Source organism: Flavisolibacter ginsenosidimutans (assembly GCF_007970805.1).
GTDB lineage: Bacteria > Bacteroidota > Bacteroidia > Chitinophagales > Chitinophagaceae > Flavisolibacter > Flavisolibacter ginsenosidimutans.
Genome location: NZ_CP042433.1, coordinates 661491 through 681411 on the forward strand (window position 1 = coordinate 661491; position 19921 = coordinate 681411).

Below are 19921 nucleotides of genomic sequence, written 5' to 3' on the forward strand. Positions count from 1 at the left end.
ACGAGGCAAAGCTAATGGAATGTTGGTTGATTGGTTGACTGGTTGATTAGTGAGAGTTCGAATATTTACACAACGACTCGCTTCACCAATCAACCAGTCAACTACTCAACTTTACGAGCCAACGCCACAATAGCCTCCACCAATTTCTCCCAGGAATATTTTTTCTTTTCTTCTCTTAATTGAGGAAGAAAAAAATCTTCGCCGAGCGAATAGAATTGAAGAATTGCGCCGGCAATGCTTTGTGGGTTTGGCTCGGCTACAAGGCCAACTTTTTGATGTGGCACTAAGGCGGGCAAACCACCAACGTTTGTTACAATCATCGGCTTTTCGAAATGATAGGCGAGTGGTGTAACGCCACTTTGCGTAGCGTTGATGTACGGTTGAACAATGCAATCGCCTGCGCAGATATAATTCTTTACATCCACATCAGCTATAAAATGATTGTGCAGGATGATACGGTTCTGAAGCTTGAACGTCGCTATTAAGTTTCGATAGGTCTCTTCGTCTTCGTAAAATTCTCCGGCGATAAGCAGCTTAATGTTTTGCTCTTTTATGCGTCGGTCAGCCATTGCCTGTAAAAGCAAATTGAGACCTTTGTAGCGCCGGATGAAACCGAAGAAAACAATGATCTTATCAGTAACCTGTAATCGTAACCTTCTTCTCGCTTTTTCTTTTGAAACCTTCTCCCCAAAATTGTCGTACAACGGATGCGGCACCAACACAGCGGGTTTTGTCTTTTCAAAGCTTCGCAAGTCAGTCAGCACTTTTTCGCTCATGGTCACAAAGGCATCGCAGGCCTTTAAAAAATATTTCGTGAAGGGTTTGTCACCAAAGCGTTTTTCGTGCGGCACCACGTTGTCGGCAATGCAAATAATTTTCGTGTGATTGTTTTTCTTTAGTTGTCGCAGAACTGTGCCAAGCGAAGGGCCCATCAGCGGCAACCAAAACCGCACGATAACAAGATCGGGTTTCCATTTTTTTAACTTTCTTCCGACACGCAGCCAGTTAAGCGGATGAACCGAATTGATTAAGCTGTGAATCGTCAAGTCTTCCGGCGCGGGTTCATCGGAGTATTGCGATTTACCCGGAAAAAGAAAGGACGGATATTGCAGCGAAAAGGAAACGATTTCGCAATCATAACCTTTTTCAATAAATTCTTTCGCCAGCCTGTGATTGAAGGTTGTGATGCCGCCGCCGCGCAAGGGATGAGCCGGCCCGATGATGAGCACCTTTTGCATCACAAGCCAATTTTATCTTCGATGAGATAGGTATTTCGTCCCGGTGCGTTGCGTGCAATCAACTCGGAAATAAAACCCGCAAGAAACAATTGCATGCCGATGAGAATGGCCGTTAAGGCCAGATAAAAAACCGGGCGGTTGGTAAGGTTGAACTCGGGCGAAATAAATTTTGAGATGATAAGGTAAAGCGTGAAGCCCAAACCAATCAAAAAAAACAAGGTGCCCCACAAACCAAAAAAGTGCATCGGCCGTTTTGAAAATTTTCCCACGAAAGTGATGGAAAGCAAATCGAGAAAGCCGTTTACAAAACGCTCCCAGCCAAACTTGGTAACGCCGTATTTACGCTTGCGGTGTTCCACCACTTTTTCGCCAATTTTTTTAAAGCCCGCCCACTTGGCCAGCACCGGAATGTAGCGGTGCATCTCGCCGTAAACTTCGATGCTTTTCACCACTTTTTTGCGATAGGCTTTGAGGCCGCAGTTAAAATCGTGCAGCTTTATTTTAGAAACACGGCTGGTTACGGCGTTAAAAAATTTGGAAGGAATATTTTTCGTCAGCGTGTTGTCGTAGCGAACTTTTTTCCAGCCGCTGATTAAATCGAAGCCATCGTCCACAATCATTTTGCGCAAGCCGGGAATTTCATCGGGACTGTCTTGCAAATCGGCGTCCATCGTTATCACCACGTCGCCCTGTGCGGCGCGAAAGCCTTCGTTCAGGGCCGCTGATTTTCCGTAGTTGCGCTGAAAGCGGATGCCTTTTATGGAAGTATTTGCGCGGCTCAATTCTTCAACAACATTCCAGGAGTTATCGGTGCTGCCATCGTCCACCAAAATAATTTCATAGGAATATTTGTTTTCGTTGCAAACACGGTTGATCCAGTCGCACAATTCGGGCAACGATTCTTCTTCATTCAAAAGCGGAACGACAATCGAAATGTCCATTAAAGGGAAGTTGATTCAAAAGGATTTTTCGGGAGTTTTTTGGTAACAGCGGCGCCAATTAACGAGCCAACCGCACCAATCAAACAGAAAAAGAAAACGGAAGTGCCGATCATCACCACCCAAAAATATTTATTTGTCATCTGCATCACGCTGTCAATATCGCGGTCAGTAACGTTCCGTTGCTTTTCCAACTCAAGCCGCGTTGCTTCCAATACTTTTTGTTTGATTTCGGGCATGACGAAAGAAAGAACCGTTAGAAAAACAACGAACATCAGCACCACGATCATTGACGCTTTAAAGCCATAGGAAAAGTAGTCGCCGAAAGTAGCCCGATAGTCTATGGTTTTCCCGTATCGCTGCACAAAAAAAACAATCCCGAAGATGATGATTAAATAACTGATCCATCCGCCGTTTGGTCCGGCGTTAGCGCCGCCGGCCACTGTCATAACTGTTGAAAACAAGATTACGGCGACAGAAATTAAAAGCCCCGCAACAATGTGACTTAATGGTTTTTTTTCTTCCATGAAATTTATTGTGGCCGTAAAAGTAAGCCGCCTTTGTGAATAATGCCGAGCGGTTTGCCCGTTAGTGTTTTACCGGTAAAGGCGCTGTTTTTTGATCTGGAATAAAACGTTGAAGGCATCCATTCAGCGTTCGGTAAAAACAAACTTAAAGAAGCAAGTTGCCCGGCTTGTACAGATGTTTGCGGCAGCGCAAATATTTTTCTTGGTGCCGTGGAAAACAAATCCACCAATCGTTCCAATGAAAGTTGCGGCACGGTTGTTCGCACAGCGGCAAAGCAAGTTTCCAAACCAATCATGCCATTTTTAGCGTATTCAAATTCTACTATTTTATTGTCTGTGTGTTGCGGCAAATGATGCGAAGCAATGCAGTCAATTACGCCATCTAACAGCGCTGCCTTCAGGGCCTCGCAATCAGTTTTTGTTCGCAGCGGCGGGGAAACTTTAAGATTAGTGTCGTAGTCGTTCAAGTCATCGTCGCTAAAAAACAAATGATAAGGCGTGACCGAACACGTAACCGAAACCCCGGCCTTTTTTGCTGCCTTTATCAAATTAATTCCTTTGGCCGTAGACACCCCGGTGATGTGCAGTTTTGAACCCGTGTATTTTGCCAGTTCCAAATCTCTCCCAATCATTAACTCCTCGGCAATAGCCGGTTTTCCCGGCAAGCCAAGTCGTGTAGAAGCAATGCCTTCATTCATTAAGCCGTGCGCCGAAAGCGAACCGTCGTCGGGAAGCTGAATGAGCGTTTTGTCAACGGCTTTTAAATATTGCAAGGCTTTTACAGCAATGCCTGATGATTGAAGCGGGCAAAGTCCATCACTGAAGGCAACCGCGCCGCTGTCTTGCATGTCGTACATCTCAGCCAGTTCTTTGCCTTCGGCATTTTTTGTAACGGCACCAATTGGATGAACGCTTACGGGCAAACGCCGGCTTCGTTGAACAATATACTCGACGCCGGCTTTGTGATGCATCGCCGGTATTGTGTTGGGCAAAACCATCACATCGGTGTAACCACCGTAAGCGGCCGCAAGCGCACCGGTTTCCAGTGTTTCGCGTTGTTCCTGTCCGGGGTCGCAAAAGTGGGCGAAAACATCGGCAAAGCCTGGCGAAACGTGCAGGCCTTCAACAGCAATTGTTTCTTCTGATATGCGGGAAAGATTTCCAATTTCGGCAATGAAACCGTTTTGAATAAAAACATCGCTTGTCTGCAGATGAAAAGGAGAGAAAGGGTCAGCTACGGTGACACCTTTTAAAACAATGTCCATTAAGCGACGAAGTTAGGGATAAAGGACAATTGCTGAAAACAGGCGTGAGCGCAGATCATAACATTTCAAAAGGCTTTCAATGAAATTTTTGAGTCCGGGATTTACTGTCCATTGAACATCGCATCGTACTCCTGTACGCCTTGTTCCCTGCGCGGCGCATCTTTCGCCTTCTCATTTCCATTCCTAAAAAATAAAAATTACTTTAGCGCCTTCATAAAATAAACTCTCGACAGTAATTAAACGCTAACATTAAATGAAAACTGCCCTTATTACCGGCATTACCGGTCAAGACGGTGCCTATTTGGCTGAACTGCTTTTGGAAAAAGGTTACATGGTACACGGTATCAAACGCCGTTCTTCACTCATCAACACCGACCGCATTGACCATTTATATCAGGATCCACACGAAAAAAACGTAAGGCTAAAATTGCATTACGGCGACCTAACCGACTCGACCAACCTTATTCGTATCATTCAGGAAACGCAGCCCGATGAGATATACAACCTCGCCGCCATGTCGCACGTGAAGGTTAGCTTCGACACACCTGAGTACACGGCTAACGCAGACGGTATCGGAACGTTGCGCTTGCTTGAGGCCATCCGGATTCTTGGTTTAGAAAAGAAAACAAAAATTTACCAGGCTTCCACGTCGGAACTTTACGGATTGGTGCAAGAAGTGCCGCAATCGGAAAAAACGCCCTTCTATCCCCGCAGTCCTTACGGTGTGGCAAAACTCTATGCTTACTGGATTACGGTAAATTACCGCGAAGCCTACAACATGTTTGCCTGTAACGGCATTCTCTTTAACCATGAAAGTCCGCTGCGCGGTGAAACTTTTGTTACGAGAAAGATCACGAGAGCGGTGGCCGCGATCGCCTCGGGCCATCAAAATTGCCTTTACATGGGCAACCTCGATGCACAGCGGGACTGGGGACACGCCAAAGATTACGTGGAAGCCATGTGGCGCATTTTACAGCAGGAGACACCAGAAGATTTCGTGATCGCCACAGGCAAAACCACTTCTGTGCGTGATTTTATTTCGATGGCATTTTCTGAAGTAGGAATTGCGATTGCTTTTAAGGGCGAAGGCATAAATGAAAAAGGTTTCGTGGCTGCTTGTTCTAATCCCGACTACCAATTGGAAATCGGCAAACAGGTGGTCAGCATTGACCCGGCTTATTTCCGTCCCACAGAAGTTGACCTTCTTATTGGTGACGCAACCAAAGCTCGCACCAAACTGGGCTGGGAGCCTAAATACGATCTCAAAGCTTTGGTTAGTGAAATGGTGGAAACCGACTTAAACAAGGTGACCGCATACGCACAAATGAGTGTCGGTCAAATTCATTCCTACATCAATCGTTTTGAAGAAAGATAAAATTTTTAAACGCATTATAAAAAACCATCCCGCAAGGATGGTTTTTTGTTTTTCTGCAGAAAAATTTTTTGAAGGAGGTAACAATGCGCACTGGCAGCCAATGTAAATCCTTGCACCGCCGGATGGTTCGTTTGTGCGCTGATGAAAATGAATCAGGCTTCTTTCTGTTGCGGAAACGCTGCAACGTAAGCAGCACCGGCGGAACTGCGCTTTAAAAATATACGGATTTAGGATTGTGAGGGAAGGGTTGAATCAATGAAAGGCAGCCAGTGTGCGCAAACATAATTGGCGAAATTGCAAATTAAATTGCCATAATCCATCTCGGTAATGGGGAAAAGCTTTGGATTAATTTTGGGTGATTTAAGTTTGAAATGCTTAGGATTTACAATAAATAAGTGTTTATTTTACACCCGTTCACCGTAAAACTACGCATACTCTGCTTTAACCTATGTACAAGTATCTTTCCGTAAACTTTGTGGCTTCCGTTGTTCTCCTTGGTTTCTTGGGTTTTTCCTGTACACCGCAAAAAGAAGCACACTACTTTCAAACCGTTCCGTACAACAGCGAAATTCAAACACTAATCACAAAGGATTTTGAGCACAAGGTGAAAGTCGACGACATCTTACTGATTGGTTTTTTCACCAACAGCGTTGAGGTTGCGAAATACAATACCAGCTTGGAAGGTTACTTAGTGGATAAAAACGGCAACATCCAAATCTATAATATAGGTGACGTAAAGGTTGTGGGCCTCACTTTGGACCAGGTTAAACAAAAGCTGATGAAGATCTTCGTTCCCGATATCTTCAAGCAGCTGACCATTTCTGCCCGTTTTAAAAATCACAGGGTAGTTGTTTTGGGTGAGGTGGGCTCGGCGGGTGTAATTCCAATGGAAACCGAGCATTTGTCCCTGCTCGAAGCCATTTCCATGCGCGGCGATTTGCGGCCTGAAGCCCGCAAAGACAACGTTCTCGTTATTCGCAACACGGACCGCGGTAAAATGTTTTACCGCGTGAACCTGACCGACGGCTCTATTTTTAATTCGGACTATTACTATTTACAGGCTGATGATATTGTTTATGTGGAGTCGTCAGAGCAGAAGAAAAAATCTGCGACAACGGAAAAAATCATAAGCTATACACTCTCCGGCCTATCGTTTCTGTTATTAGTATTTAGTCGCGTAAAATGATAATCCTTGTGTGTTATGAATAACGAGCAGCAAACTCCGAAAGGACAATCCGATTTTAGCCAAGTTGGTCAATATGTTCAAAAATTTTTGCCTTATTGGCCGCTTTTTATTGTTTCCGTGGCCCTGTCACTTGTGGTTGCTTACATCAAACTCAGAGCAGATCAACCGATGTATGTGGCCTATGGGAAAATAAAATTAAAAGACCCCAACAAAGGCACTGACTCCAAAGTGCTTGATGAGCTCAACATCGTTGGCGAAAAGAAATCGGTGGAAGACGAGATTATGGTATTGCGTTCGACGAGCCTTATGCAGGAAGTGGTAAAAAGGCTGAATCTGAACGTTTCGGTTTATAACGAAGGCCGCGTACGGGTAGAAGAGCTTTATAAAGGAAATTCGCCGGTTCGTTTTATTCCGTTGCACCGCGACTCTATAAACGGTGGCGGTACCTATTATTTTAAAGTGGATTGGACGAAAGGCGAAATTGAAATTGACAACCAACATGTGCCGTTGAACGGCATTGTACGCATTGGTGAAACTGATTACAGAGTTGTACCTACGCCTACCTACAATAAACACGTTGTGGGGAAAAATTATTTTGCTGTATTCAATTCTGTTGAGGGAGCCGCCAATGATTTGATTAGCGGTCTGGGCGCAAATGCTATTTCTAACTCTTCTTGGGTGATTGATGTTAACCTGACCATTGCTGTCCCAGAGAAAGGAAAAGAGGTTTTGTCGGCACTATTTAAAGTGTATAACGAGTTTGCTATTATTGACAAGAACGAAACAGCTAACCGCACGCTTGATTTTATTGAGGACCGGCTTGCTACGGTGGCGCTCGATCTTGACAGCGTTGAAAGCAAGGCCGTCGAATTCCAATCTGAACACGCCATCTCTGATCTGCCGGCACAAGCGGGAGCTTACTGGTCAAAAGCAAGCGAATTTGAACAGCAAAAAAGCCAGATTGATCTTCAGCTAAACTTGTTGAACAACATCAAAAGCACCATTCTTAGCGGCGGCACTATGCCGGCTCTGGGTGGTCTTACCGATCCCTCGCTCACTTCAGCTTTGGGTGCGTATCAACAAGCTCAAACGACTTTACAACAGTTGGAAACTACAGAAGGAAATAAAAGTGATCTGGTAGTCGCGGCTAAAGACAAAGTTGAAAATCAACGCAAGGCTGTATTGGACAATATCGCCAACGTTCAACGCGGCTTGATCGCAACTCGTTCCAGTTATGGAAACCTGATGGGGTTGAACATGGGACGTTTGCGGAGCAATCCTCAGACCGCAAAAGCCATGGCAACTATCAGTCGTCAGCAAAACGTAAAAAACACGATCTACAATTACCTGTTGGAAAAGCGTGAGGAAACGCAATTGAACTCAGCTTCAACCATCGCAGATATGAAGGTGTTGGAAAGCCCCAGCGCTTATGGACCTGTAAGTCCGGTGCCCAAAGCCTTTTACACAAAATGGCTTTTGATTGGTTTGGCTATTCCTGCTGGTTTTGTCTTTATTAAAGACTTATTTAACCGCAAGGTTCAGATGCGTTCCGAAATTGAGCAAAAGACCTCCGTGCCCATTGTAGCTGAGATTTCGCAAATCAATACGGACAATCCCGTTGTTATTCGCGAAGGTAAGCGCACAGCAGTAGCTGAGCAGTTTCGTGTGCTGCGCACCAACCTTACGTTTATGGGCCTTACCGACAATAGCAATACGATTCTTGTTGCATCAAGTTCGTCGGGCGAGGGAAAAAGCTTTGTGGCGATTAACCTGGCCATTTCCTTTACACTAATCGGCAAGAAAGTGGCATTGCTCGAACTGGATCTGCGCAAACCGAAAGTGAGCAAACTCCTGGAAGTTCGCAACGATGTGGGCATTTCAAATTATCTGGTAAACCAAGCGTCTATTAACGACATCATCAAGCCTACAGAATTCAAAGATTTTTTTGTTTTGCCTTCGGGCATCGTTCCGCCTAATCCTGCGGAGCTTCTTCAAAAAGATCGCTTTCGGCAATTGATGGCCGAGGCCAAAGAGCGGTTTGATTACGTTATTCTCGATTCAGCCCCATTGGGCCCGGTAGCTGACTCCTTTTTGTTAAAGGATTATGCCGATGCAACGGTTTACATCGTACGGCAAAACAAAACACAGCGCAGTTACTTAAAGATGATCGAAGAATTTAACACGAAAAAGAAGTTTAAGAACCTGTGCATTGTCTTTAATGGTTTACGCAAACGTGGCCTGTCATACGGTGGCTATGGCTACAACGGATACGCAAACGGAGACGGCTACTATGTAAACGAGGACGCAGATGGCGGCATAAAAGTTCTTGGCAATCGCATTAAAAAATTTGTTGGCTTAAAGAGCTGATTAAGTTAATCCGTTACCTATTTGGGAAAGACTCATTGCACTGGCAGTTCCAAGGCGTGGTTTTGTGTTGATGCTTTTGACGAAGACCGCCTCTCGCATCAATATGCATCAGGACTGTTGTTTCATCAAATTCCGGATTATTACTTTGTGTCTTTAAGCTAACTTGGCAAAGCAACCTGCTTTGCCAAATACGCATCTTATTACAAAAAATTGACTTCGGTTACAAAACAACTGTGACTGAGGAATAGCGAAGCTTTGTGATGACGGGAAAAAATGTTTATTGGTACGTTGTTTATACCCGGCCGAGGTGGGAGAAAAAAGTGGCCCGTCTTCTGGATGAAAAAGGCGTTGAGGCCTACTGTCCCCTGAATAAAGTTTACCGGCAGTGGAGCGACCGCCGTAAACTGGTGCAGGAGCCGCTATTCAAGGGTTATGTGTTTGTTCATCTCGAAGACGAACACAAATGGGACGTAAAAAAGATCGACGGTATCCTGAACTTTGTTTATTGGAACGGAAAGCCTGCTGTGGTTCGCGACGAAGAAATTGAAACCATCAAAAAATTTCTGAGCGAATTTTCAGACGTTGAAGTAGAAGATTTAAAGCTTGCAGTGCAAACACCCGTTCGAATCAAGCGGGGTATTTTGATGAACTACCAAGGCATTGTTGTGGAAGTGATGGGCAACAAAGCCAAAGTAAAAATTGAAAGCATGGGCGTTCAGCTTAGCGCCATCTTTGAAAAGAAAAATCTGGAACCCGCATAACAAAATCTTTTCGGCTTTCCAAAGCCAGAGCTCAAACCTTCATCCCAAACCAAACGAATCACCTTGTGTAGAATTGCCGGCATAATAAACCATTCTTTACCCACAGAGGAACTCACCGGCCGCGTAAAAGCGATGTGCCAGTCGCAAAAGCACGGTGGCCCGGATGACGAAGGCCTCTTTGTTGATGAGGTCCTGCACCTGGGCTTTGGTCACAGGCGTCTGTCGTTAATAGATCTTTCGCCGGGTGGCCATCAGCCCATGTTTTACAACGACGGTGCCTTGGTGATTACTTATAACGGAGAACTTTATAATTATCCCGAACTAAAAGAGGAATTAAAATATTTAGGCTATCGTTTCTCTTCAGCTTCCGACACGGAAGTTATTCTTGCCGCTTTTGCCGAGTGGGGCCCGCAAGCTTTTAAACGCTTTAACGGCATGTTTGCCTTTGCCCTTGCCAACCGCGAAACAAAAAAAGTTTACCTCGTTCGCGACCCGGCGGGTATTAAACCGCTTTATTATTCTACCCGCGACAACAACCTTGTTTTTGCCTCCGAGACAAAGGCCTTTCATCAAGTGGCGGAAACAAGCGAAGAAAACCCGGTTTGGCCCGTCTATTTTATGGCTTACGGCCACTTGCCCGAACCGGTTACGACACTCCGGCACGTAAGTCCATTACCAAAAGGTTTTTTTCTCGAATACGACATTGTCTCCAAAAAAGTTGACCTCGAATCGTTCACGCACTTCAGCTATGTTGAAAAACTGAACGATCGGGAAGAGGTGCTGCAAAAAATTAGACAGTCTTTAAAAGCCGCGGTTGAGCGTCACCTTCTTTCCGATGCTCCCATCGGTGCTTTCCTCAGCGGCGGCATTGACTCGTCTCTCATTTCCTTGCTTGCCGGCGCACACGTAAAAGACTATCTTAATACCCTCTCGATTTACTTTCGCGAGGACGTTTATTCCGAAAAAAAATACCAGGACATCGTCCTTCATCGTCTGCAATGCAATCATTCAGGTCACTTGCTTACCGGCGGAGAATTCACTGAGTTTCTTCCGGCCATCGTTAGCGACATGGACCTGCCAAGCTGCGATGGCATAAATACATGGTTTATCAGTAAATGTGCAAAGGAAGCCGGCTTAAAAGCTGTGCTTTCCGGTTTGGGAGGCGATGAGTTATTCGGCGGTTATCCTTCTTTTGAGCGGTTGAAAGCGGCCGCAACCTTGCAGAAAATGCCCAACGCAACGCTAAAAGCAGGACGATACAGCGGTCTGAAAAAATTAAGGCGCCTGGCTTATTTAAGCTTACCAGGCATAAAAGGAAAATACTTGTTTCTGCGTGGCCAGTTTATTCCCTCAGAAATTGCGCAGCAATTGGGAATAGAGGAGGAGCAGGTTTGGAAACTTTTGCAGGATCAACCGTCACTTCCCGACGTTCATTTCTTAACGCACAAGAATCAGGCAAGCTGGATGGAAATGAACCTTTATATGCAGAACCAACTCTTGCGCGATTCGGACGTGATGAGTATGGCGCACGGCATTGAAATCAGGGTTCCTTTTCTTGATGCGGAATTTATACGGCTGGCCTTGCAAATTTCATCGGCTGTAAAATATGCCGGAGAAGGCAAACAATTGCTCATTGATGCTTTCAAAGACATACTTCCTGAATCTATTTATAATCGCCCGAAGATGGGCTTTGCTTTTCCGTTTAAAGAATGGTTAGCTGCAAATGCCTGGGTGAAAGACGAAATTGAATCTGCCGGCAAAGAAGCGCAAAAAACATACGACCTGTTTTTGAAAGGACAGCGGCACTGGTCGCAGGTGCTTGTATTGATGTTGGCAAAAAATCACCGCCCGCAAAAGATACTGGCGACAGCCCCGGCATAACCTTCGAACGTAGATAGAAGTTCTGTCGAAATTGCCATGAATGGAAGGTTTTCAAACGACAAAGCATAAAAAGCAAATCAAGGCGGTAAACGATAGCGGCCTGCCCATCATCTACATTCACAAAGGCTATTGTCCCTATCTGCGTTTGTCGCTGTTGCAGGCAAAAAAAACAAACCCAGATACGCGGTTGATTTTGTTGGGCGATGGTCCAAACAAAAGGCTGGCGCAGGAAGTTGGCGTTGCGTTTTACCCTTTTGAAAATTACTTTTCTGCGGCGACAAATTTCGAAACCATCTACCGGCACAATTCCGCTAATGGCTATCATTACGAACTCTTTTGCTTTCAACGCTGGTTTGTTCTAAACGAGTTTCTTGCAAAGGAAAAAATAACCGGCCACTTTTTTTATAACGATTCCGACACCTTTCTGTTTTGCGACGCGGCTGCTGTGGTTAAGGAATTTACGCAGCACTACGACTTGTCCATCTGCGGCACCATTGCACCTTGCTTTGTATTCTTTAAATCGGCTGATGCGTTGAGGGAATTATGCTCCTTTATAACTTATCAATATGCTGATCCGGAAGCGTACGATTTCCTTGTTGAAAATTTCAAAAAAAGGCAAAACCAACCTATCGGTGATTTGCATGCAATGTTCGAAACCGTCTCGGATATGACGATGTTTGGCCTTTTTTACAAAAAAAATGCAAACCGCATCATCAATCTATCGGATTATGCCGTGGTAAAAAAAGGCGTGTTTGAAGAGAATCATTATTTCGGTTTTCAACAAGAATACCGGAGCCGTTTTCCGTTTGGCCGGCAAATAAAATGGCGGGATGGGAAACCGCATTACCTCACACCTGCTAACGAATTGGTTCCCGTTTTGGGTTTTCACTTTCAGGGACATGCCAAACGGGAAATGATCAAAATTTTTCGCGGCAGCAGAAAAGCCGTTCCAAAAAGCGAATACTGGAAACATCAAAAAAACCTATATCGTTTTCTTTTATCCGGTTTCAAAAGAAGGCTAACCGGGCAAACTATCCACACTGCGTGAACAAAGGTTTTTTATTTCTTACACTTAATACTTTCTCCGCCACCGGCGGTATCGAAAAAGTTTGCCGCATAGCCGGTAAGGCGCTTTCCGAAAGTGCTGCAGAAACCGGCGGTACATTTTCCGTCTATTCGATGTATGACGACGAAAGAAGCGTTGACGAATCTTACTTTCCTGCATCGGAATTTAAAGGCTTTGGCGGCAAGCGATTGAAGTTTGCCCTGAGCAGTGTATTAGAAGGACGGAAATCGGCTGTCGTCTTGCTCAGCCACATCAACCTTTTGCCAATTGGTTACCTCATTAAAAAAGCTTCGCCAAAAACAAAACTGGTGCTCATTGCACACGGAATAGAAGTTTGGGAAGAAGTGGGGAAAAAGAAAACGGCGCTTCGTTCCGTTGACCTCTTCTTGCCGGTAAGTTCATTCACCGCCGCAAAGCTGCAAACGAAACACAACATCGGCGCTGGCAAGATCCGGGTGTTAAACAATTGCCTTGATCCTTTTTTGAAAAAAGAAGCAAATCCTGCACTTGAAAACAATCTTCGAAAGCGATACGGTTTTCAAAGTGACGACCTTGTTTTGCTGACCGTTACCCGACTCAAATATTCTGAACAGTACAAGGGGTACGATAAAGTAGTAGAGGCGTTGCAGGTTTTAAAAACATCGCATCCGAACATTAAATACCTTATCGTTGGCAAATACGATGCGGAGGAAAAACAAAGGCTTGACGTTATCATTAGTAGAAATGGGCTTAGCGATCGTGTTGTTTTTGCGGGGTTTGTAAACGACGAGGAATTGAACGCACATTTCAACATCGCCGACGTTTACATCATGCCCAGTTCAGGAGAGGGTTTTGGAATTGTTTTCATTGAGGCGCTATATTATGGACTGCCGGTAATTGCGGGCAACGCAGATGGATCGGTAGATGCATTGGCCGGTGGCGAGTTTGGTTTGCTTGTCAACCCACACAGTATTGAAGAAATTGCTGCGGCTATCAAATCAGTTGCGCACAACAGGAATTCCTTTCTACCAAAAGAGGCAAGGGTGGTGAAACGGTTTGGATACGATCAGTATAAACAAAAGTTAACCCGGTTACTTTTTCAGAAACCGGTTGCAGCCAGTACTCCGGCCGAAACAGAGCTTTCAAAGCTCCTTTAAAGAAAGAACGGATCAAAAAAGGAATTGACCATTAATTACATTTTGTTGGTTCACAAAAATCCGGCGCAAATGAAAGAACTGATCCGGCGATTAAACCATCAACAAACTTGTTTTTACGTTCATGTGGATAAAAATGTTGATGCAAAACCCTTCGTTCAGGCGTGTTCAACCTTTTCGAACGTTGCTTTTTTAGCGGCAAGGGAAAAAGGAACCTGGGGCGGCATCGGTATCGTTAAAGCCGCGTTGCATGCACTGGACAGAATCATTGAAGACGGGCGGTCGGGCTATTGCATTTTGCTCAGCGGGCAAGACCTTCCCCTAAAGTCAAACGAAGAAATTCTGAACTTTTTGTCATTGGCAAATGGCGCGGTGTTTATGGACAGTTTTTCGCTGCCGAATGAACGCTGGTACGGCGGTGGATGCAATCGGATTGAACGGTACAAATTTCATTTTTCAGAAAGCACGGGTGATTATTTTTTGCTTCCGTCTTTTTTCGAAAAAGAATTTTACCGGCAAGTAAAACAAAACCTCCTGCGGGTTTTGGTCTTGCTAAAACAAAAACAAAATCCTCTTTGCCTTTTTAAAAAAAGAAGGTTTCCAGCCTACCTGAAACCTTTTGGCGGCAGCCAATGGTGGGCAATGACGGTAGAAACCGCGAAAAGACTCCGCTCCTTTTTGCAAGCACACAAAGACTACTTGCTCTACCACCGACACACGTTGCTTGCCGATGAAATCTTTTTTCAAAGCGTGATGGAACATTTGGCTTCTACGGAAGAAAGTTTCAGCATCCGGCCCTCGCTCACGTATGCCCGGTGGAAAAATACGTCTGCTGCACACCCGGTAGTGCTGAAAGAAGAAGAATTGCCAGAATTGGCAAAGCAGCAAGGAAAACTCTTTGCCAGGAAATTTGAAGCGGCGCCGGTTCAGCAAACGATTTCAAACATTTCGTTCAGCTCTAATAAAACCGAAGGATAAATTGAAAGCGGCTCTACGTTTGGGCATTCCGCGGCCGTACACCCATTGAAAATTAAAGCCCGTGTGATGTTAATCAATAAAAAAATCATCGAAATCGAAATCGCTGCAATTTATGCCAACGCCTGAAGTAAGCGTTTTGATGCCGGTTTACAATTGCGAGAAATTCATTCGAGAATCGCTCGAAAGCATTCTCAACCAAACCTTCACCAATTTTGAATTAATTGTCATTGACGACGCTTCTACAGACAGCACACCGGCAATCGTTAAATCGTATAAAGATCCGCGAATTGTGTTTGTACAAAAGCCGCAGAATACCGGCTATACCCGGAGTCTGAACACGGGACTGCAGATGGTGAGGGGCGAATTTATTGCCCGCATGGATGGCGATGATATTTCCCGTTCAACGCGTTTGGAAAAACAAGTCGCGTATTTGCAAAGTAATCCTGATGTACTGCTGGTGGGCAGTCTGTTCAGCATTATCGGCGGCCTTAAACCGCGTTACAGTCCGCTCTCACACGACAGCCTTAAGGTTTATTTTTTACACCACAATTACCTGCAACATCCCACGGCCATGATGCGCCGCAAGGTGATGGATGCCTTCAACCTTCGGTACGATCCGGGTTACGAACCCGCCGAAGATTACAAGTTGTGGACGGAAATCATTTGTCGCGGAAGAGTGGAAGTGCTAAACGAAGTGTTGTTGGATTACCGGATGCACGAAGCCCAAACTTCGGCAACCCGTAGCAGCGAACAGGAAAAACAAGTTGACCGCATCCGGCTCCAAATGGTTTCGCGGTTGCTTGGCGAAAACCAGCTTGACGAAGCCACCACAAAGCTTCATCTGCAACTGATAAAAAACGAAGCAGACAAAAATTTCAGCCTGCGCAAACTTGATGCGTGGGTGAAGATTCTGATGAAAGCGAATGCAGAAAGACGCGTATTTAATCACAAAGAGCTTCAGTCTTTTTTGTTCAACAAGCAACTTGACGTTATTCGTAATTACTATCAATATTCATCGCGGCACAGTTTTGAAAACATCGCTTATTACGTTCGAAATTTTAAACGGTTAAGGGCCGGTATTTTCCCACGTAATTATTTTGAACTGGCCGCTCGCATTCTTTACCGGAACTGTTTCCGGCAATTGCTTGCGCACAAATAACCTTTAGCCATGGCGCTGATAACGGTGATTACGCCCTGCTATAACCAGGCTTTTTTTCTACCCGATGCTTTGCGCTCTTTGCAAGAGCAAACATTTCAGAATTGGGAATGCATTGTCGTTAACGACGGATCAACGGACGACACAGAAAGAGTGGCCCTGGAGTGGAGCGAAAAAGACAGCCGCATCAAATATTTTTCCAAGCAGAACGGAGGGCTAAGCTCGACCCGCAATTTTGGACTGCGAAAAGCATCGGGTAAATACATTCAATTCCTCGATGCCGACGATGCGCTTCACGAGAAAAAATTTCAATCGGCAATTTCATTACTGGAAAATGACGATGCGCTTGATTTGGTCATCACTGATTTTGTGGAGAGTGAAGAAAAACTTGAGAACACGTATTCTTCCTGGTGCAAATTGAGCGACAAGAAAATTTCCTACGAGTCTATTCTTCTTGAGTGGGATTCCCAGTTTTCAATACCCATTCATTGCGCTTTGTTTCGGTCAACCATTTTGCAGGGCTTGGGCTTCAACGAAAAATTGAAGGCAAAAGAAGACTGGTTGCTTTGGCTCGAAATCTTTAAACGCAATGCACAGTGCTCCCTCATTGCAAAGCCTTATGCCAACTACCGCCACCACGCACAAGCGATGACAAGAAACCACGACCACATGTATGAAAACGTTTACGAGGCGTATAAGTATGTGGCCGAAAACGAAAAATTGGGTCCTCTTATTTACCCCTTTTTTCACAAGGTAAATGCGTACTGGATGAAGCACCTGACGAAACACATGAGAGATGACCGTTACCGGTTGCGCAACGAAATTGCAGGCTCGATAAAAAAAGTGAAGAAGATTTTTCGCAGCCTAGTTTTGAAATAAATGAAAAGCTCCTCGGACCATCGGTATCAACAGGAATTATCTCATTATTTTAGGCCTGGTGTCAGTCCTTGTCGTTTCTGCTTGTTTTTAAAGAAGCACTATTTGCAATCATGGAAAATGCAACAATAAAGGTTACCGGGGAACTTGTTGCGCAACCGTTGCCTGACAAGCGTTACCGCATTGCTTTTCTGTCACAGGAAGATCCAACCGATCAGCGAACCTGGTCTGGCATTACCTATCATTTGTACAAACAGATGGGCCGGTTTTATGATGTACACTGGGTACATGCAAACGACGTAGCGTTAACAAGGCGGCGAATACTCTCTCTTTGGAACCGGATGGCGGATCTGCTTCGATGGAAATTCACAACGCATTATTTCCTGAACGCTTTTTTTCTCAGCCAGAGAGCGGAACAAAAGATAAAGAAGGAAAACTTTGATCTTGTTGTTGTTGGCGCCGGTGAATCTGAATTGATTGCATACTTGAAAACGCAAATACCTATCGTGTACATCGCCGATACCACGTTCCGCAACATGGTTAATTATTATCCCTGGCACACGGGTTTGTGCAAATTGGCTTTGAGACAGGGAAACAGGATTGAAAAAAACGCCATTCAAAAAGCAGCCCATCTTATTTACAGTTCTCAATGGGCCTCCAACTCTGCGATTAGGGATTATGGCGCAAAAGCCGACCGCGTTTCAATACTAAGTTTCGGCGCAAACATGTCCCGCCTGCCCGCTAAAGAGGAAGTAGAAGCGAGACCGTTTGCAAACCGTTGTCACCTTTTATTTTTGGGTGTTCATTGGGAGAGGAAAGGTGGTCCGATTGTGTACCAAACTTTTTTGGAATTGCGAGAAAAAGGCATTGACTGCCGTCTGACCATTATTGGGTGTGCTCCGTTTTTGCCAAAAGATGAGGATATAACGGTAATTCCTTTTTTGAACAAGAACGACAAGCAGCAATCGGAGCGCTTGTTTCAAATACTGATGGAGACAAGCTTTCTGTTTGTTCCCACAAGAGCCGATTGCACACCGGTTGTTTTTTCAGAAGCCGCTGCATTTGGTGTGCCGGTTATTACAACGCAAACCGGCGGTGTGGGAAGCGTAATAAGAGAGGGCAAAAATGGATACTGTCTTCCGCTGGAAGCAACAGCGGTCGATTACAGTGCGTTGATTGAAAAAGTTTGGTGCGACAAAGACCGGTACAATCAATTGCGGCTTTCTTCCAGAACAGAATACGATCAGCGCCTGAACTGGCATACGTGGATTATGAAATTTAACGTCATTGTGGAGAGTTTGGCGCTGGTAACAAAAACCAAAAGCCTTTCTAAATGACCCGTTCATCTGCGTTTCCCGGAAACAGTTTTCTGCAAGAAGTTCCGTATAAAAAGCTAACCGCGCTTCACGGAAACCATTCCCCGCAGATAAGCGTTATCATTCCTACCCGAAATTCTGCCGCCACAGTTGCCCATGCGCTAGACAGTTTGCTCTGCCAGTCCTTTACTGATTTTGAAGTATTGGTAATTGACGGGCAATCAACTGACGAAACGATCGAAATCCTCAAACAATACGCTCACAGCGATAAGCGGATTCAATGGTGGTCAGAATTTGACGAAGGCATTTATGATGCTATAAATAAAGGGATAACCAAGGCAGGTGGCGAATGGCTTTATTTTTTAGGGAGTGACGATACACTGCATGAAAAAGATGTGTTTGAAGGCGTCATGAGAATTGCAGTAAGCCAGCCCGGTGCAAAAATGATTTATGGAAATGTGCTGCTAAGCGCCTCCATCGGATTTGATTACGAATCATTGGTTTTTGCCGGTGAGTTTCACAGCAGTCGTTTGCTTACGGCTAACATTTGCCAGCAAGCCATTTTCTACCACCGTTCACTGTTTGCAAGTTTTGGTAAATTCAATACAAACTATAAGTTACTGGCGGATTGGGATTTCAATCTTCGTTGTTTCAATCGCATTAGCTCATTTTATACAGATCGTATTATTGCCAATTTTTCTGCCGGTGCTTCCAGCGCACAGTACAAGGATAAAGCCTTTCAAAAGGATTGGATACAAAACCTTGTTTTTATTTATCCGTACTCACCCAAACACCGGTATTTTCGCAAATGGAAAGGCGCTTTGTTGACCTTGTTTTTGCGTGAGCTTTTATCGCTTCATATTATCAGGGCTATCCGTGTAAGCAAGGTACTTTTCTACCAATTAAACACGCCGGCACTACACACGTGAACCCCGCTTTTGCAATTTATTTTCACATCAAATAAAGAATCGTTGAAATGACTACAACCGACAGCACTGCTATAAACGGCGTTACTGAAGAATGGTCCGAAGTTATTGAACCCCGCACCCGATTGTTGGATCTGCGCTTGAGTGAACTGTGGCGTTACCGCGACTTGGTAGCCATGCTCGTTCGCCGCGATTTTGTTACAAATTACAAGCAAACAATCCTGGGTCCGCTTTGGTTTTTCATTCAGCCACTAATTACAACCATCACCTTTGTTATCATTTTTGGCAAAATTGCGGGCATTGAAACAGGAGGACCTCCGCACCTTGTTTTTTATTTATCCGGCATAACCATTTGGAACTATTTTTCCGAAACGCTAAACCGCACAGCATCCGTTTTTAGAGACAATGCTTCCATCTTCGGCAAGGTTTATTTTCCGCGGTTGACCATGCCGCTCTCAATCGTTATTTCCAACATCGTAAGGTTTGGAATACAGTTTTCCCTGTTTCTTGCCGTATGGGGCTATTACCTGCTAAAAGGAAACACCATCCATCCCAATGCGTATGCATTGCTAACACCGGTTCTGTTAGTATTAATGGGACTACTCGCTCTTGGCTTGGGAATGATCTTTTCGGCGATGACAACCAAATATCGCGATCTTGTTTTCTTGTTAAGCTTTGGTGTGCAATTGTTGATGTATGCGACGCCCATCATTTATCCTCTCAGCAAGTTGGAAGGCAAATCTTACATGTGGGCAATTCTTGCAAATCCCATGACGCCGATTGTAGAAACTTTTCGTTTTGCCTTTCTTGGCGTGGGAATGTTTCAATGGTCGTATTTGGGTTATAGTGCAGTAGCGTCGCTGGGTATACTTGCCATTGGGACAATCATCTTTAATAAAGTAGAAAAAAGCTTTGCCGACACTGTATAAGCA

The 19921-nt window shown here is 44.8% G+C and carries 17 protein-coding genes; 13 read left to right on the top strand and 4 right to left on the bottom strand.

Going from position 1 to position 19921, the window contains the following annotated elements; translation table 11 throughout:
* Window positions 1-101: 101 nt before the first annotated feature.
* The 4 genes from FSB75_RS02655 to FSB75_RS02670 are packed head-to-tail and all read right to left on the bottom strand — an operon-like array spanning window position 102 to window position 3968.
* On the bottom strand, window positions 102-1238 hold the full coding sequence (locus FSB75_RS02655) for a glycosyltransferase (RefSeq protein WP_146782344.1): 1137 nt from the start codon (window positions 1236-1238) through the stop codon (window positions 102-104).
* Window positions 1238-2179: a glycosyltransferase family 2 protein gene (locus FSB75_RS02660; RefSeq protein ID WP_146782347.1), complete on the bottom strand. Its 942-nt coding sequence runs from the start codon at window positions 2177-2179 to the stop codon at window positions 1238-1240. The genes FSB75_RS02655 and FSB75_RS02660 overlap by 1 nt, the downstream gene beginning before the upstream one ends.
* Window positions 2179-2703: a DUF4199 domain-containing protein gene (locus FSB75_RS02665; RefSeq protein WP_146782350.1), complete on the bottom strand. Its 525-nt coding sequence runs from the start codon at window positions 2701-2703 to the stop codon at window positions 2179-2181. Before FSB75_RS02665 ends, FSB75_RS02660 begins: the two co-directional genes overlap by 1 nt.
* 5 nt (window positions 2704-2708) lie before the next feature.
* Window positions 2709-3968: a dihydroorotase gene (locus FSB75_RS02670; protein ID WP_146782353.1), complete on the bottom strand. Its 1260-nt coding sequence runs from the start codon at window positions 3966-3968 to the stop codon at window positions 2709-2711.
* A gap of 253 nt (window positions 3969-4221) precedes the next feature.
* On the opposite strand from FSB75_RS02670, the gene gmd reads away from it, so the two are divergent.
* The 13 genes from gmd to FSB75_RS02735 all read left to right on the top strand — a co-directional run bounded on the left by gmd (window position 4222) and on the right by FSB75_RS02735 (window position 19918).
* Window positions 4222-5343 (top strand): GDP-mannose 4,6-dehydratase, encoded by a 1122-nt coding sequence (gmd, locus tag FSB75_RS02675; RefSeq protein ID WP_146782356.1) that lies wholly within the window; start codon window positions 4222-4224, stop codon window positions 5341-5343.
* Between the two features lie 448 nt (window positions 5344-5791).
* Window positions 5792-6529: a polysaccharide biosynthesis/export family protein gene (locus tag FSB75_RS02680; RefSeq protein WP_146782359.1), complete on the top strand. Its 738-nt coding sequence runs from the start codon at window positions 5792-5794 to the stop codon at window positions 6527-6529.
* A 15-nt stretch (window positions 6530-6544) separates the two neighbouring features.
* The gene (locus FSB75_RS02685) at window positions 6545-8896 is read left to right on the top strand and encodes a polysaccharide biosynthesis tyrosine autokinase (protein WP_146782362.1); all 2352 of its coding nucleotides are present in this window, start codon (window positions 6545-6547) and stop codon (window positions 8894-8896) included.
* 260 nt (window positions 8897-9156) lie between these two features.
* Complete coding sequence (locus FSB75_RS02690; RefSeq protein WP_146782365.1) at window positions 9157-9657, top strand: UpxY family transcription antiterminator; 501 nt, start codon at window positions 9157-9159, stop codon at window positions 9655-9657.
* Between the two features lie 63 nt (window positions 9658-9720).
* A complete protein-coding gene (asnB, locus tag FSB75_RS02695) occupies window positions 9721-11538 on the top strand; it encodes an asparagine synthase (glutamine-hydrolyzing) (RefSeq protein WP_172623047.1) in 1818 nt (605 codons plus the stop codon).
* A gap of 40 nt (window positions 11539-11578) precedes the next feature.
* The gene (locus tag FSB75_RS02700) at window positions 11579-12586 is read left to right on the top strand and encodes a hypothetical protein (protein ID WP_146782371.1); all 1008 of its coding nucleotides are present in this window, start codon (window positions 11579-11581) and stop codon (window positions 12584-12586) included.
* Window positions 12583-13740, top strand: a complete 1158-nt coding sequence (locus FSB75_RS02705) for a glycosyltransferase family 4 protein (RefSeq protein WP_146782375.1) — start codon at window positions 12583-12585, stop codon at window positions 13738-13740. The genes FSB75_RS02700 and FSB75_RS02705 overlap by 4 nt, the downstream gene beginning before the upstream one ends.
* A gap of 45 nt (window positions 13741-13785) precedes the next feature.
* On the top strand, window positions 13786-14715 hold the full coding sequence (locus FSB75_RS02710) for a beta-1,6-N-acetylglucosaminyltransferase (protein ID WP_227990919.1): 930 nt from the start codon (window positions 13786-13788) through the stop codon (window positions 14713-14715).
* Window positions 14716-14827: 112 nt separating this feature from the next.
* Window positions 14828-15874, top strand: a complete 1047-nt coding sequence (locus FSB75_RS02715; RefSeq protein ID WP_146782381.1) for a glycosyltransferase family 2 protein — start codon at window positions 14828-14830, stop codon at window positions 15872-15874.
* A gap of 9 nt (window positions 15875-15883) precedes the next feature.
* On the top strand, window positions 15884-16750 hold the full coding sequence (locus FSB75_RS02720) for a glycosyltransferase family 2 protein (RefSeq protein ID WP_146782384.1): 867 nt from the start codon (window positions 15884-15886) through the stop codon (window positions 16748-16750).
* Window positions 16751-16860: 110 nt separating this feature from the next.
* The gene (locus tag FSB75_RS02725; protein ID WP_146782387.1) at window positions 16861-18084 is read left to right on the top strand and encodes a glycosyltransferase family 4 protein; all 1224 of its coding nucleotides are present in this window, start codon (window positions 16861-16863) and stop codon (window positions 18082-18084) included.
* A complete protein-coding gene (locus FSB75_RS02730; RefSeq protein WP_146782390.1) occupies window positions 18081-18992 on the top strand; it encodes a glycosyltransferase family 2 protein in 912 nt (303 codons plus the stop codon). Before FSB75_RS02725 ends, FSB75_RS02730 begins: the two co-directional genes overlap by 4 nt.
* Before the next feature lie 47 nt (window positions 18993-19039).
* Window positions 19040-19918 carry an ABC transporter permease gene (locus FSB75_RS02735; protein ID WP_146782393.1) on the top strand — a complete coding sequence of 293 codons (879 nt, stop codon included), beginning with the start codon at window positions 19040-19042 and terminating at the stop codon, window positions 19916-19918.
* Window positions 19919-19921 lie beyond the last annotated feature (3 nt).

What these genes read in the sequence shown, in the direction of transcription:
- FSB75_RS02655 (WP_146782344.1), bottom strand. Translation starts at nt 1,238, where the DNA reads ATGCAAAAGGTGCTCATCATCGGGCCGGCTCATCCCTTGCGCGGCGGC.
- FSB75_RS02660 (WP_146782347.1), bottom strand. Translation starts at nt 2,179, where the DNA reads ATGGACATTTCGATTGTCGTTCCGCTTTTGAATGAAGAAGAATCGTTG.
- FSB75_RS02665 (WP_146782350.1), bottom strand. Translation starts at nt 2,703, where the DNA reads ATGGAAGAAAAAAAACCATTAAGTCACATTGTTGCGGGGCTTTTAATT.
- FSB75_RS02670 (WP_146782353.1), bottom strand. Translation starts at nt 3,968, where the DNA reads ATGGACATTGTTTTAAAAGGTGTCACCGTAGCTGACCCTTTCTCTCCT.
- gmd (WP_146782356.1), top strand. Translation starts at nt 4,222, where the DNA reads ATGAAAACTGCCCTTATTACCGGCATTACCGGTCAAGACGGTGCCTAT.
- FSB75_RS02680 (WP_146782359.1), top strand. Translation starts at nt 5,792, where the DNA reads ATGTACAAGTATCTTTCCGTAAACTTTGTGGCTTCCGTTGTTCTCCTT.
- FSB75_RS02685 (WP_146782362.1), top strand. Translation starts at nt 6,545, where the DNA reads ATGAATAACGAGCAGCAAACTCCGAAAGGACAATCCGATTTTAGCCAA.
- FSB75_RS02690 (WP_146782365.1), top strand. Translation starts at nt 9,157, where the DNA reads ATGACGGGAAAAAATGTTTATTGGTACGTTGTTTATACCCGGCCGAGG.
- FSB75_RS02700 (WP_146782371.1), top strand. Translation starts at nt 11,579, where the DNA reads ATGGAAGGTTTTCAAACGACAAAGCATAAAAAGCAAATCAAGGCGGTA.
- FSB75_RS02715 (WP_146782381.1), top strand. Translation starts at nt 14,828, where the DNA reads ATGCCAACGCCTGAAGTAAGCGTTTTGATGCCGGTTTACAATTGCGAG.
- FSB75_RS02720 (WP_146782384.1), top strand. Translation starts at nt 15,884, where the DNA reads ATGGCGCTGATAACGGTGATTACGCCCTGCTATAACCAGGCTTTTTTT.
- FSB75_RS02725 (WP_146782387.1), top strand. Translation starts at nt 16,861, where the DNA reads ATGGAAAATGCAACAATAAAGGTTACCGGGGAACTTGTTGCGCAACCG.
- FSB75_RS02730 (WP_146782390.1), top strand. Translation starts at nt 18,081, where the DNA reads ATGACCCGTTCATCTGCGTTTCCCGGAAACAGTTTTCTGCAAGAAGTT.
- FSB75_RS02735 (WP_146782393.1), top strand. Translation starts at nt 19,040, where the DNA reads ATGACTACAACCGACAGCACTGCTATAAACGGCGTTACTGAAGAATGG.